The organism is Angustibacter aerolatus, from assembly GCF_054776675.1.
This window is the reverse complement of record NZ_BAAHBM010000083.1, coordinates 1-13238: the sequence shown is the minus strand read 5'-3', so window position 1 is coordinate 13238 and position 13238 is coordinate 1. Positions and strand designations below refer to the sequence as shown.

The following is a 13238-nucleotide window of genomic DNA, read 5'->3' as shown; positions in this document are numbered from 1 at the left end:
GCTCGCCGCGGGCCGCCGCGCCGAGCCGGTCGAGCACCGCGTCGACGTCGTGGATGCCGGCGAGCGAGGCGGGCCCGCCGTCGTCGCGGCGGGGGTCGGGGCGGTCGCCGGTCACGACAGCCCCCCGGTGTCGGGGTCGACCGGGCCGGCCAGCAGCCGCAGCAGCTGCAGCGCGCGGTGCTGGGCGACGCGCACGGCGCCGGGCGTCATGCCGAGCGCCTGCCCGGTCTCGTCGGCCGACCAGCCGAGCGCCACGCGCAGCACCACGATCTCCCGCTGCACCTCGGGCAGCAGCGCGAGCAGCGCGCGGGCGCGCTCGGCGTCGGCACCGGCGAGCGCGACGTCCTCGGGCCCGAGCGCCGGGTCAACCCCGTCGGGCACCTCGTCGGTCGGCACCGGGCGCCGGGCCGCCGACCGCTGCACGTCGGCGACCTTGTTGGCGGCGATGCGGTACACGAAGGCCTCGAAGGGCAGGCCCTCGTCGCGGTACCGGGGCAGCGCGGTCATCACGGCGATGCAGGCCTCCTGCGCGGCGTCGTCCGCGGCGTCGTGCGCTCCGGCGAAGCGTCCGAGCCGGGCCCGCGCGTAGCGGTGCACCAGGGCCCGCACCCGCACCAGCAGCTGCTCGGTCGCCCCGGCGTCGTCCTGGACCGCCCTCGCGGCCAGCGCCCGCAGGTCGACGGGCTCCACCTGCGACATCGCGGCAGGGTCGGGCCGCGTTACCGACGTGCCTCGGGCGTCCTCACGCATCGTCTCCACGGTAGCCGAGCCGTCGGGAGGCGCCTGGTCGTCCACCTGGCGTCAGCGGACGAGGCCCCAGCGGAAGCCGACGGCCACGGCCTGCGCGCGGTCGGCGGCACCGAGCTTGCGGAAGAGCCGGCGGGCGTGGGTCTTGACGGTGTCCTCGGACAGGTACAGCTCCTTGCCGATCTCGGCGTTGGAGCGACCGCGGCTCATGCCGTTCATGACCTGCAGCTCGCGCTCGGTGAGCGTGGGGGCGGCACCGCCGGACGGCGCGCCGGCCGCGGCGGGGGCACGTCGGCCCTGCGCGTCGGTGAGCGACTGCACGACGGTGGCGGCGAGCTCCTCGCGGGAGGCGTCCTTGACGACGTAGCCGCGCGCGCCGGCGGTGACCGCGCGGGCCACGCCGTCGGCGTCCTCGGCGACGGTCACCATGATCACGTTGGCCTCGGGGTGCAGGGCGAGCAGCCGGCGGGCCGACTCGGTGCCACCGAGACCGGGCATGCGCACGTCCATCAGCACCAGCGACGGGCGCTCCACGGGCCAGCGCGCGAGCGCCTCCTCACCGCTCGCAGCAGCCAGCACCCGCGTCACACCGGGCACCGTGGCCACGTTGCGACGCATCGTCTCGCGCGCCAGGGGCGAGTCGTCGCACACCATCACCGTCGACATGCTCTGTGGTTCCCTCCGTCGCCGCGGGTGCGCGGCTGCTCCACCAACAGGTCATGCATCGGCAGCAGGGAGGTGGGGCTGAAGGGAACGCACGCGGGTGTCGGCGCGGTCGTGACGCGCTCCGGGCGGCGGGCGACGGGCTCGGACGGCGGCCGGACGCCGGGCGGTGCGGCGCGGTCAGACGACGGCGTCGGCGAGCGCGGACACCGCGTGGCCGATGGAGCCGACGCGCTGCACGGAGGGCGGCACGTCGAGCGGCCAGCCGTTGCCGCCGACCAGGATGCGCGGCGAGGGCCGCACGCGGGTCAGCACCCGCAGGTCGTCGGCCGACACCACGGGCATCGCGGCGAAGAGCAGGACGGCGGCCGGGCCGGTGCGGCGGATGGCCGCCGACAGCGCGACGGTCGGTACCCGCATGCCGAGCTGTCGGGCGGCGATGCCGCGCTCGGCGAGCGCCGCCGCGACGGCGTGCAGGGGCAGGCTGTGCTGCTCCTCGTCGAGGCAGGCCAGCAGGATGGGCGCGGTGTTGCGCGGCTGGGTGAGCCGGTCGCTGGTGGCGCGCAGCACCCCCATGACGCACTCGCTGAACAGGTGCTCGGCCTCGACGCCCTCGCCGGTGGCTGCGAAGCGCTCGCCGAGCCCGATGAGCACCGGCACGCAGAGGGTGTCCCAGGTGGCGACGACGCCGTCGGCGCGCACCTGCCGGCGCAGCACCTCGGTGATGCCGTTGGCGTCGAGCGCCATCGCGGCGCGAGCCAGGCCGCGCACGGCGGGCGCCGACTCCGGCAGCCGCACCGGTCGGCGAAGGTCGTCGCCGAACTCGTCGTCGTCGTGCACCAGGCCGAGCGGACCGCTGCGGCGCGGGCCGTCGTCCGGCTGCGGGTCGGGGTCCTCGATCGCCATCCGAGCGGCCTCGGCGGGCGAGACGCCCTCGTGGGTGAGGCGGCGCATGATCGCCAGCCGGGCGAAGTCCTCGCTGGTATACCGGCGGTGCGAGCCGGCGGTGTGGCTGGTGGGGCCGAGACCGTAGCGCCGCGCCCACGTCCGCAGCGTCGCGGGGGCGACACCCAGACGTCGGGCCACCGCGGCGACCGTGAGGGTCGGCGCAGCGCCAGACCGCTGCTCCGGCTCCAGGTCCTGGTCGCTCACACGTCCACTATGACCGCGCCCAAACCGCGCCGCCAGTCGATCGGCGCGATCGGGCGGACCCGGTCAGGCCGGTGAGTCGCCGCAAAGCGCGCCGCGAAGCGTTGCAAGCACATGCGGACACCCCGAGGTGAACGCGTCGTGAATCGTTTCAACGAGGGGCTTGAACTATGTCTGGCGCGGTTGTACGTTCATCAAAGCGCGCCGGACGGGTTCAGAGAGCGGATCGAGTCGGCCAAGAACGTTGCAGAGCTTCGAAGGAGCACGCCATGGCTGAGATCTCCCGCCTCCCCGGTCCCGTCGCCGACCTCTGGGAGTGGCAGTACGACGGCGCGTGCCGTCGCGCCGACCCCACCATCTTCTTCCACCCCGAGGGCGAGCGCGGCCCGACGCGTCGCCGTCGTGACGAGGCGGCCAAGGCCGTGTGCGCCGGCTGCCCGGTGATGCAGCAGTGCCGCAGCCACGCGCTGCAGGTGCGGGAGCCCTACGGCGTGTGGGGCGGCATGACCGAGGACGAGCGCGAGCAGCACTACGCGGTCGCCAAACAGCGCGACGGCTTCTCGGCAGCGATCTGAACCAGCGACACAGCCCGGCGTCCCAGCGGCCCGTCCCCCTCGGGGGGCGGGCCGCTTCGCTGTGCCGGGCCGGTCGCACGGCGCCCGGCCCCCGGACGCGCGGACGGCGCCCGCCCCGTGGGGGACGGACGCCGTCGCGGTGGTGCGTGCGGAGCGGTGTGCTCAGTGGCCGTGCCCGTGGCCGTGGCCCGTGGCGGCCGAGTCGTCCTCGTCGACCTTCTTCTCGACGACGAGCGTGTCGGTGGTGAGCACCATCGACGCGATCGAGGCCGCGTTGCGCAGGGCGTTGCGGGTCACCTTGACCGGGTCGATGACGCCGGCCTTGATGAGGTCGACGTACTCGCCGGTGGCGGCGTTCAGGCCGTGGCCGCGCTCGAGGCCCTTGACCTTGTCGACCACGACGTAGCCCTCGAGGCCGGCGTTCTCGGCGATCCAGCGCAGCGGCTCGGCGGCGGCACGGCGCACGATCGCCACGCCGGTCGCCTCGTCGCCGGTGCGGCCGAGGTCACCCTCGAGCACCGAGACGGCCTGGATCAGCGCGGCACCGCCACCGCTGACGATGCCCTCCTCGATCGCGGCGCGCGTCGCGGAGACGGCGTCCTCGATGCGGTGCTTCTTCTCCTTGAGCTCGACCTCGGTGTGGGCGCCGACGCGCACCACGCAGACGCCGCCGGCCAGCTTGGCCAGGCGCTCCTGCAGCTTCTCGCGGTCCCAGTCGCTGTCGGTGCGCTCGATCTCGGCGCGCAGCTGCGCGACGCGACCGGCCACGGCCGCGGAGTCGCCGGCACCGTCGATGATCGTGGTGTCGTCCTTGCTGACCACGACGCGGCGGGCGGTGCCCAGGTGCTCGAGCTCGACCTGCGCCAGGCCGAGGCCGACCTCCTCGCTGACGACCTGCGCGCCGGTGAGGGTCGCGATGTCGCCGAGCATGGCCTTGCGACGGTCGCCGAAGCCGGGGGCCTTCACCGCGACGGCGTTGAAGGTGCCGCGGATCTTGTTCACGACGATGGTCGACAGCGCCTCGCCGTCGACGTCCTCGGCCACCACGAACAGCGGCTTGCCGGTCTTCACGACCTTCTCCAGCAGCGGCAGGAAGTCCTGCAGCGAGCTGATCTTGGCCTGGTGCACGAGCACGTAGGCGTCCTCGAGCACGGCCTCCATGCGCTCGGGGTCGGTCACGAAGTACGGCGACAGGTAGCCCTTGTCGAACTGCATGCCCTCGGTGAAGTCGAGCTCCATCGCGGTCGAGGAGGACTCCTCGACGGTGATGACGCCGTCCTTGCCGACCTTGTCGAACGCGTCGGCGAGCAGCTCGCCGATGATCGGGTCCTGCGCGGAGATGGCGGCGACCTGGGAGATCTCCTCCTTGCCCTCGACCTCGCGGGCGGCCTCGAGCAGCGCGTCGTTGACGGCGTCGACGGCCGCGGCGATGCCGCGGTTCAGGGCGGACGGCGCGGCGCCGGCGGTCACGTTGCGCAGGCCCTCCTTCACCAGGGCCTGGGCGAGGACGGTCGCGGTGGTGGTGCCGTCACCCGCGACGTCGTTCGTCTTGGTGGCGACCTCCTTGGCCAGCTGCGCGCCGAGGTTCTCGTAGGGGTCCTCGAGCTCGATCTCGCGGGCGATGGTGACGCCGTCGTTCGTGATCGTCGGCGCGCCCCAGTTCTTGTTGATGACGACGTTGCGGCCCTTGGGGCCGAGCGTGACCTTGACGGCGTCGGCGAGGGCGTTGACGCCGCGCTCGAGGGACTTGCGGGCGGAGTCGTTGAACTCCAGGGACTTGGCCATTGCTGGTGTCGTGCCTTTCGTAGCCGTGGAATGCGGACCGCCCCGGCATGCACCGGTGGACCGGGCCGCCGGGGCGGGACGTGTGCCCCCGTGGTGGGGGCGGAGGCTCAGGCCTCGACGACCGCGAGGACGTCGCGGGCGGAGAGGATGAGGTACTCCTCGCCCGAGTACTTGACCTCGGTGCCGCCGTACTTGCTGTAGATGACCTTGTCGCCGACCTGGACGTCGAGCGGGACGCGGTTGCCCTTGTCGTCGATGCGACCCGGACCGATCGCGAGGACCTTGCCCTCCTGGGGCTTCTCCTTCGCGGTGTCCGGGATGACCAGGCCGGAGGCGGTGGTCGTCTCGGCCTCGACGGCCTGGACCACGATGCGGTCCTCGAGCGGCTTGATGGAGACAGACACTTGCTGGCCTCCCCCTTCGGGTAGTCGAGAGGTGCGTGCTGGACGTGTGCGGGGCAGCCTCGGCCCGCCGTCGCGGGGGTCGAGCCGGTGCTGCCGGTTGGCACACTCGAGGTGAGAGTGCCAACACCGAATCTAGGCCGTCGGTTAGCACTCGGTCAACCTGAGTGCCAGTGCCGGTGGACACCCGCCCACCTGGCACGATCTGGGGGTGGATCTGACCGGCATGCGGGCCCTGCTCACCTCCGAGGGGTGGGCGCTGCTGGCCGGGCTGCCGCCGTACGACGAGCAGCAGGCGATGGCGCTCGGCGAGCGGCTGCGCGCCGAGGGCCACGACCCCGCCCTGGTCGCCGCGGCCCTCACCCAGTCGCGGCTGCGCGCGCGGGCCGCGGGCAAGCTCGGGCCCTTCGCCGCCGACATGCTGTTGACGCCGGACGGCCTCGAGCAGGCGACCCGGCTCTCGGTCGCCGCCCACCACGCCCGGCGCTACGTGGCCGCCGGGTGCGAGCGGGTCGCCGACCTCGGCTGCGGCCTGGGCTCCGACGCGATGGCCTTCGCCGGCCTCGACCGGGCGGTGCTGGCGGTCGACCGCGACGAGCTGACGGCGGCGCTGGCCACCATGAACCTGCGCCACTTCCCGGACGTCGAGGTGCGCTGCCACGACGTCACCGAGCTCGACCTCGACGCGATGCTGCAGCCGGGCGACGGCGTGTGGTTCGACCCGGCACGGCGCACCGTCAGCAGCTCGGGCAGCCGGCGCACCGTCGACCCCGAGGCCGCGTCGCCGCCCCTGTCGTTCGTGCTCGACGTCGCCCGCCGCTTCCCCGCCACCGGCGCCAAGCTCGCGCCCGGCATCGCGCACCGCCACCTGCCCGAGGGCGCCGAGGCGCAGTGGGTGTCGGTCGGGGGCGAGCTCGTCGAGTGCGCCCTGTGGTGCGGCCCGCTCGCCCGCGAGGGCGTCGCCCGCTCGGCGCTGCTGCTCGACGGCGCCGGCTCGGTGCACGAGCTGCTGGCCGACCCCGCCCGCACCGGCCGGCCCGACGTCGGGGCGCCCGGCGCGTTCCTGCACGAGCCCGACGGCGCCGTCGTCCAGGCGGGCCTGGTCCCGGAGGTCGCGCAGCGCCTGGGCGGGCGGCTGCTCGACCCGACCATCGCCTACGTCACGACCGACGCGCCGGCCGGGCGCGACGTCCGGCCGTTCGTGCACTCGTACGCCGTCGACGACGTGCTGCCCTTCCACGTGAAGACGCTGCGCGCCAGGCTGCGCGACCTCGGCGTGGGGTCGCTGACGATCAAGAAGCGCGGCAGCACGGTCGACCCCGACGCGCTGCGCCGGCAGCTGCGGCTCGCCGGCGACGCGCACGCGACGATCGCGCTGACCCGGGTGGCCGGCCGGCAGACCGTGCTCCTCCTGCGCCTGCTGCCGTAGCGGCCCGCCTCGACGCCCCGGGATGCGCGCGCGGCGTCGCAGCAGGAAGGTGACCCCCGTGACCTCCGCGACGACGCAGAACCGGTCCATCACGACGCGCATCCCGGCCCGGCTCGACCGGCTGCCGTGGTCGCCCTGGCACCGCATGGTGCTCATCGGGCTCGGCACGGTCTGGATCCTCGACGGGCTCGAGGTGACGATCGTCGGCTCGCTGTCGGACCGCCTGACCGAGAAGGGGTCCGGGCTCGAGCTCACCGCGAGCGACATCGGCCTGGCGGCGGCGATCTACGTGCTGGGCGCGTGCCTCGGGGCGCTGCTGTTCGGCCACCTCACCGAGCAGTACGGCCGCAAGAAGATGTTCTTCATCACCCTCGCGGTCTACCTCGCGGCGACCGTCGCCACGGCGTTCTCGTTCAACCCGATCTGGTTCTTCGCCTGCCGCTTCGTGACCGGCATGGGCATCGGCGGCGAGTACGCAGCCATCAACTCGGCGATCGACGAGCTGATGCCGGCGAAGTACCGCGGGCGGATCGACCTGATCATCAACGGCACCTACTGGTTGGGCGCCGCGGTCGGTGCCGGCCTGACGCTGTTCCTGCTCGACGAGGACCTCTTCGCCAAGGACCTCGGCTGGCGCATCGCGTTCGGGCTGGGCGCCGTGCTCGGCATCGCGATGCTGTTCGTGCGCCGGCACGTGCCCGAGAGCCCGCGCTGGCTGTTCATCCACGGCCGCGAGGACGAGGGCGAGCAGATCGTCGACGACGTCGAGGGGGTGGTGCGGCGCGAGGTGCACCGCGACCTGCCGGACGTCGGGGCCGACCGCGAGCTGCGCATCCAGCAGCGCACGACCACGACCTTCCGCGAGGTCGCGTCGACCCTGCTCTCGACGTACCGGAAGCGCACGGTGCTCGGGCTGGCGCTGTTCGTCGGCCAGGCGTTCCTCTACAACGCGGTGTTCTTCACGCAGGGCCTGGTGCTGACCACGTTCTTCGACGTCGGGTCGGGCTCGGCCGGCTGGTACATCATCCCGCTGGCGCTGGGGAACTTCGCCGGTCCGCTGCTGCTCGGCCGGCTCTTCGACACCGTCGGTCGCCGGGTGATGATCTCGGTCTGCTACATCGGCAGCGGGGTGCTGCTGGTGGTGACGGCGCTGCTGCTCAGCTCGCTGAACGCGACCACCCTGACGATCGCCTGGTGCGTGGTGTTCTTCCTCGCCTCGGCCGGCACCAGCGCCGCCTACCTCACGGTGAGCGAGATCTTCCCGATGGAGACGCGGGCCATGGCGATCGCGCTCTTCTACGCGGTGGGCACCGGCCTCGGCGGCATCATCGGGCCGTTGCTGTTCGGCAAGCTCGTCGAGACCGAGGTGCTGGGCAACGTGGGCCGCGGCTACCTGCTCGGCGCGGCCCTGATGATCGGCGGCGGACTGGTCGAGGCGTTCATCGGCGTGGAGGCGGCCGGCAAGTCGCTCGAGGACGTCGCGGCACCGCTGTCGCGCCAGGACGAGCCCGCGAGCCGCTGATGCACCTGACGACCGAGCGCCTGGTGATCGCGGACGTCGAGGCGAGCGACCTCGACGGGCTGCTCGAGGTGGCGCTCTCGAACCCGGCGTTCCTCGCGACCCACGAGGGCACCGCAGACGGCCCGGGCAGCTACGACCGCGGCATGCTCGAGCGCGACCTCGCCGTCGCCGCGATGGACCCGGCCCGGCACCCGCTCGCCCTGCGGCGCAACGGTTCCGACGACGTCGTGGGGTGGGCCGAGGTGCTCGACGCGCACCCGGTCGACGGCGTCCCCTGGGTCGGCCTGCTCGAGCTGCACGCCGCGCACCAGCGGCAGGGCCTCGGGCGCGAGGCGGTCGGCGCCCTGCTCGGCTGGGCCGGAGCGCTCGGCTCGGAGTGGCTCGGCCTCGGTGTCGACGCCGACGACGCCGCGGCACAGGCGTTCTGGACCGCCCTCGGCGCCGAGCGGTACCGCACCGGCGAGCGCACCTCCCCGCTCGGCCGGGTGGCCGTCGACGTGCTGCGCCTGCCGACGCAGGTGCCCGGCTAGCGGCGGCGGAGCCCGAGGCCGAGCAGCACGAGCCCGACGACGGCCACGATCGGCCCGACGACCGCCCAGGTGGTGACGCCGGTCATGGCGCTGCCGCCGATCCAGCCCGTGCCCTGGCCGAACCAGACGGCGCCGACGCCGAGCAGCAGCACGCCCACGAGGGCGAGCACGGGACGGCGGGACGCGGGGGTGGCGGGGTCGTGGCTCACGGCCTCTGTCTACCCGGTCGGCACGCGGGGCGCGAACGCCGCCACGATCGCCTTGTGGATGCGCTGCGGCGACACCGGGTACGCCGTCCGGAGCGCCGGCGCGAACAGGCTGACCCGCAGCTCCTCCAGCATCCACGGCAGCTCGCGCGCGGCCTCGGGCGGCGTGCGTCCGGCCGGCAGGGACGCCAGCGCGTCGGCCACCTCGTCGGCGGCGCCCTCGACCTGCGACTGGCGCACGCGGTCGCGCTGCGGGTCCTCGGGAGCCCGGTCGAGTCGCACCCGCATCGCCTGCAGGTAGCGGTGCAGGTCGGGCAGCCGCGCGCGCCCGGCCTCGCTCACGAACCGCGGGTGCACGAGGCGGTCGAGCTGGGCGCGCAGGTCGGTGACGGCCGCCAGCAGGGGCAGGCTCGTGGTACCTCGCAGCCGCTCCCCCAGCTCGTGCGCGAGGTCGAGCAGCGGCATCACCTGGCGCACGACGTCCAGCACCTCGCCGGCCAGCGCCCCGCGCACCCGGTCGCGCAGCGTCGCGTACGCCGCCTCGGTGCGCGGCGCCCCACCGAACCGCCGCACCAGCTCGTCGACCGCCGCGTCGGTGCAGTCGTCGAACAGCTCGGACGACGTCGCGTGGCCGGCGCGACTCAGCAGCAGCTTCTCCGCGTTCGACAGCCGTGACAGCACCTGCGGCACAGGTGATCCGAGCTCGCGGCGCAGCAGGCGACGCACCCCGAGCGCGTGCTGCCGCTCGGCCTGGTCGCGCTCGGTCAGCACCCGCAGCGACACCGTGCCGCCGTCGTCGACGAGCGTCGGGTAGCCGTCGACGGCGTGGCCGGCGTGCACCGTGCGCAGCGACGGCGCGAGGTCGCCGACCGACCACGACGTCAGGCCGGTGCGCTCGACGTGCCCGGCGGCCGCCGCGACCTCGGCCTGCAGCCGCGGGCGCAGCCGGGCCTGCATCGCCTCGAGCTCGGTGCCCTCCGCGAGCCGGCCACCGCGCTCGTCCTCGACGCGGTAGGTGACCACGAGGTGCGAGGGCAGCGTCACGGCCTCGAGGTCGGCGCGGCCCACGCGGGTGCCGGTGAGCCGCTCGAGCGCCGGGCCGAGCACCTCGGGCAGGGGTCCGTCGTCCGGGCCGACCGCGGCGAGCACCCGCGTCGCGGTGTCGGGGGCCGGGATCATGGTGCGGCGCAAGGCCTTCGGCAGCCCGCGGATCAGCGTCGTGACCAGCTCGTGGCGCAGCCCGGGCACCAGCCACGACACGTCATCGGGGTGCAGCCGGGGCAGCACGGCGAGCGGCACGTGCACGGTCATGCCGTCGGCGTCGCTGCCCGGCTCGAACTGGTACGACACCTCGAGGTCGGTGCCGCCGGCCGCCACCGTGGGCGGGTAGGCGGTCTCGTCGACCGCGGCGACGTCGTCGCGCACGAGCATCTGCTGGGTGAACGTCAGCAGGTCGGGCGTCTCGCGACGGGCGTGCTTCCACCAGCGGTCGAAGTGCGCGGCCGAGACGACGTCGGCCGGCACCCGCTCGTCGTAGAAGGCGAAGAGGGTCTCGTCGTCGACCAGCAGGTCGCGCCGCCGCGCGCGCTCCTCCAGCCGCTCGACGTCGTCGACCAGGTCGCGGTTGGCGTGGAAGAACGCGTGGTCGGTGCGCCAGTCGCCCTCGACCAGCGCGTGCCGGACGAACAGCTCGCGGGCCATCACGGGGTCGATGCGGCCGTAACCCACCAGCCGGTCGGCGACGAGCGGCACGCCGTAGAGCGTGACCCGCTCGCGGGCCATCGCGCTGCCGCGCCGGGCGTGCCAGTGCGGCTCGGAGTAGCTGTGCCGCAGCAGGTGCGCGCCGAGCCGCTCCGCCCAGGTCGCGTCGATCGCCGCCGCGGTGCGGCCCCACAGCCGCGAGGTCTCGACCAGCTCGGCCACCATCACCAGGTCGGGGGGCTTGCGCGAGAGCGCCGACCCGGGCCAGATCACGAACCGGGTGCTGCGCGGGCCGAGGTACTCGCGGCTGGGCCGCTTGTCGCCGTCCGTGCGCTCGTCGCGCAGGCCGATGCGCGACAGCAGACCCGACAGCAGCGAGCGGTGCAGGCGGTCGCGGTCGTCCGAGCTGGACGTCGTGATGCCGAGGTCGCGCGCCGCCTGCCGCAGCTGGTGGTGCACGTCCTGCCACTCGCGGATGCGCAGGTAGTGCAGGTACTCGCTCTTGCACATGCGGCGGAAGGCGCTGCCGGACAACGCCTCCCGCTGCTCGGCGAGGTACCGCCACAGGTTCAGCCAGGCCACGAAGTCGGACGCCGGGTCGTTGAACCTGGCGTGCTGCTGGTCGGCCTGCGCCTGCTTGTCGACCGGTCGCTCGCGCGGGTCCTGCACCGACAGCGCCGCGGCCACGACGAGCACCTCGTCGACGCAGCCCTCGTGGTCGGCCTCCAGCACCATGCGGGCGATCCGCGGGTCGAGGGGCAGCCGGGCCAGCTGGCGCCCCACCTTCGTCAACCGCCGCGACGGGTCGGCCTCGTCGGGGTCGATCGCCCCCAGCTCGTGCAGCAGCTGCACCCCGTCGCGCACCGCGCGCCGGTCGGGCGGCTCGACGAACGGGAACGCGCCGATGTCGCCCAGGCCCAGCGCGGTCATCTGCAGGATGACGGCGGCCAGGTTGGTGCGCAGCACCTCGGGCTCGGTGAAGTCGGGGCGCGACTCGTAGTCGTCCTCGGCGTAGAGCCGGATGCAGATGCCGTCGGCGACGCGGCCGCAGCGGCCGGCCCGCTGGTTCGCCGACGCCTTCGAGATGCGCTCGATCGGCAGCCGCTGCACGCCGCGGGCCCTGCTGTAGCGGGAGATCCGCGCCGTGCCGACGTCGACGACGTACCGGATGCCGGGCACCGTGAGCGACGTCTCGGCGACGTTCGTGGTCAGCACGACGCGGCGCCGGCTGTGCGGCTCGAACACGCGGTGCTGCTCGGCGCTCGACAGCCGCGCGTACATCGGCACGATCTCGGTGCCGGCCAGTCGCCGGTCGCGCCCGCCCAGGTCGAGCAGCGCCTTCTCGGCCTCGCGGATGTCGCGCTCGCCCGGCAGGAACACCAGCACGTCGCCGTCGCCCTCGGCGCCCAGCTCGAGCACGGCGTCGCAGATCGCCTGCGCCTGGTCGCGGTCGGGGTCGGCGTCCGGGTCGTCGGGGTCGACCACCGGCCGGTAGCGCACCTCGACCGGGAAGGTGCGGCCCGACACCTCGAGCACCGGCGCGCCGTCGAAGTGCTGCGAGAACCGCTCGACGTCGATGGTGGCCGAGGTGATGACGACCTTGAGGTCGGGGCGCTGCGGCAGCAGCTGCTTCACGTAGCCGAGCACGAAGTCGATGTTCAGGCTGCGCTCGTGCGCCTCGTCGATGACCAGCGTGTCGTAGCGCGACAGCAGCCGGTCGCGCTGCAGCTCCTGCAGCAGGATGCCGTCGGTCATCACCGCGAGCAGCGTGCTCGGGCGCACCGTGTCGGTGAAGCGCACCTTGTAGCCGACCAGCTCGCCGACCTCGCCGCCCAGCTCCTCGGCGACGCGCTCGGCGACGGTGCGGGCCGCGATCCGCCGCGGCTGCGTGTGCCCGATCATGCCGGTGACGCCGCGCCCCAGCTCGAGCAGGATCTTGGGGATCTGCGTCGTCTTGCCCGACCCCGTCTCGCCGGCCACCACGACGACCTGGTGGTCGCGGATCGCCGCCGCGACCTCCTCGCGCACCGCCGACACCGGCAGCTGCTCGGGGTAGGTGAGCGCCGGCACGCTGGCCCGCCGCGCCGCCACCTGCTCCGGCGTGAACCCCCGGCGCCGCGGGTGCTGCTCGGCGCCCGGCCGCGACCTCGGCCGCCGGCGTCCACCCCGCCGTCCCGGCCGCTCGCTCACGCCGTCCAGCCTACGTGCCACCCGCCACCCACTTTCCGCGCGTCCGCCCGGTTTGCGCGCCTCAGCCCGCTCGCGACGCCTCGCGGAGCGGGCTGAGGCGCGCAAAGCGGGCTGAGCGGCGGAGGGGTCGTACGGTGCGGGGCGTGGACCTCAGGGACTTCGGCGGCTTCGGGCGGGTGCGGCAGGCGGCCGTGTACGGCGCGGGGGTGCTGGGCCACCGGCCGCCGGTGCCGACGGGCTGGACGGCGCTCGAGCGGGCCGCGCGGCGGGCGATGTCGCCGCGGGCCTGGGCGTACGTCGCGGGCGGCGCGGGGCGCGAGACGACGTCGGCCGCCGACCG

General features: G+C 74.3%; 11 protein-coding genes and 1 pseudogene. 5 read left to right on the top strand and 7 right to left on the bottom strand.

The genetic code is table 11. The features are described from left to right. Nucleotides 1-111: 111 nt before the first annotated feature. From shbA to ACYVI6_RS15415, 3 genes are all read right to left on the bottom strand, one after another. Nucleotides 112-699: an RNA polymerase sigma factor ShbA gene (gene shbA, locus ACYVI6_RS15425; protein ID WP_460447214.1), complete on the bottom strand. Its 588-nt coding sequence runs from the start codon at nt 697-699 to the stop codon at nt 112-114. 102 nt (nt 700-801) lie between these two features. After that, entirely contained in the window at nt 802-1413 is a 612-nt protein-coding gene (locus ACYVI6_RS15420) for a response regulator (protein WP_460447213.1), read from the bottom strand. Between the two features lie 177 nt (nt 1414-1590). Next, nucleotides 1591-2562 carry a MerR family transcriptional regulator gene (locus ACYVI6_RS15415; RefSeq protein ID WP_460447212.1) on the bottom strand — a complete coding sequence of 324 codons (972 nt, stop codon included), beginning with the start codon at nt 2560-2562 and terminating at the stop codon, nt 1591-1593. Between the two features lie 266 nt (nt 2563-2828). Here ACYVI6_RS15415 and ACYVI6_RS15410 point away from each other — a divergent pair, with 266 nt between their 5' ends. After that, nucleotides 2829-3134, top strand: a complete 306-nt coding sequence (locus ACYVI6_RS15410) for a WhiB family transcriptional regulator (protein ID WP_460447211.1) — start codon at nt 2829-2831, stop codon at nt 3132-3134. Nucleotides 3135-3296: 162 nt separating this feature from the next. On the opposite strand, the gene groL is transcribed toward ACYVI6_RS15410, so the two are convergent. Continuing rightward, nucleotides 3297-4919, bottom strand: coding sequence for a chaperonin GroEL (gene groL, locus ACYVI6_RS15405; RefSeq protein WP_460447210.1), 1623 nt, complete (start codon nt 4917-4919; stop codon nt 3297-3299). 107 nt (nt 4920-5026) lie between these two features. After that, nucleotides 5027-5323 carry a co-chaperone GroES gene (gene groES / locus ACYVI6_RS15400; RefSeq protein ID WP_284289800.1) on the bottom strand — a complete coding sequence of 99 codons (297 nt, stop codon included), beginning with the start codon at nt 5321-5323 and terminating at the stop codon, nt 5027-5029. Nucleotides 5324-5531: 208 nt separating this feature from the next. Between groES and ACYVI6_RS15395 the strand changes: the two genes are divergently transcribed. The 3 genes from ACYVI6_RS15395 to ACYVI6_RS15385 are packed head-to-tail and all read left to right on the top strand — an operon-like array spanning nt 5532 to nt 8801. Continuing rightward, nucleotides 5532-6749 (top strand): THUMP-like domain-containing protein, encoded by a 1218-nt coding sequence (locus ACYVI6_RS15395; protein WP_460447209.1) that lies wholly within the window; start codon nt 5532-5534, stop codon nt 6747-6749. A gap of 22 nt (nt 6750-6771) precedes the next feature. Then, the gene (locus ACYVI6_RS15390; protein WP_460447208.1) at nt 6772-8271 is read left to right on the top strand and encodes an MFS transporter; all 1500 of its coding nucleotides are present in this window, start codon (nt 6772-6774) and stop codon (nt 8269-8271) included. Beyond that, nucleotides 8271-8801, top strand: a complete 531-nt coding sequence (locus tag ACYVI6_RS15385) for a GNAT family N-acetyltransferase (RefSeq protein ID WP_460447207.1) — start codon at nt 8271-8273, stop codon at nt 8799-8801. The genes ACYVI6_RS15390 and ACYVI6_RS15385 overlap by 1 nt, the downstream gene beginning before the upstream one ends. Here ACYVI6_RS15385 and ACYVI6_RS15380 read toward each other — a convergent pair. After that, nucleotides 8798-9010: a hypothetical protein gene (locus ACYVI6_RS15380; RefSeq protein ID WP_460447206.1), complete on the bottom strand. Its 213-nt coding sequence runs from the start codon at nt 9008-9010 to the stop codon at nt 8798-8800. The genes ACYVI6_RS15385 and ACYVI6_RS15380 overlap by 4 nt on opposite strands. A gap of 9 nt (nt 9011-9019) precedes the next feature. After that, nucleotides 9020-12898: an ATP-dependent RNA helicase HrpA gene (hrpA, locus tag ACYVI6_RS15375; protein WP_460447205.1), complete on the bottom strand. Its 3879-nt coding sequence runs from the start codon at nt 12896-12898 to the stop codon at nt 9020-9022. Nucleotides 12899-13041: 143 nt separating this feature from the next. On the opposite strand from hrpA, the pseudogene ACYVI6_RS15370 reads away from it, so the two are divergent. Beyond that, nucleotides 13042-13238, top strand: a pseudogene (locus ACYVI6_RS15370) (lactate 2-monooxygenase); the annotation flags it as partial.

What these genes read in the sequence shown, in the direction of transcription:
- shbA (WP_460447214.1), bottom strand. Translation starts at nt 699, where the DNA reads ATGTCGCAGGTGGAGCCCGTCGACCTGCGGGCGCTGGCCGCGAGGGCG.
- ACYVI6_RS15420 (WP_460447213.1), bottom strand. Translation starts at nt 1,413, where the DNA reads ATGTCGACGGTGATGGTGTGCGACGACTCGCCCCTGGCGCGCGAGACG.
- ACYVI6_RS15410 (WP_460447211.1), top strand. Translation starts at nt 2,829, where the DNA reads ATGGCTGAGATCTCCCGCCTCCCCGGTCCCGTCGCCGACCTCTGGGAG.
- groL (WP_460447210.1), bottom strand. Translation starts at nt 4,919, where the DNA reads ATGGCCAAGTCCCTGGAGTTCAACGACTCCGCCCGCAAGTCCCTCGAG.
- ACYVI6_RS15390 (WP_460447208.1), top strand. Translation starts at nt 6,772, where the DNA reads ATGCGCGCGCGGCGTCGCAGCAGGAAGGTGACCCCCGTGACCTCCGCG.
- ACYVI6_RS15385 (WP_460447207.1), top strand. Translation starts at nt 8,271, where the DNA reads ATGCACCTGACGACCGAGCGCCTGGTGATCGCGGACGTCGAGGCGAGC.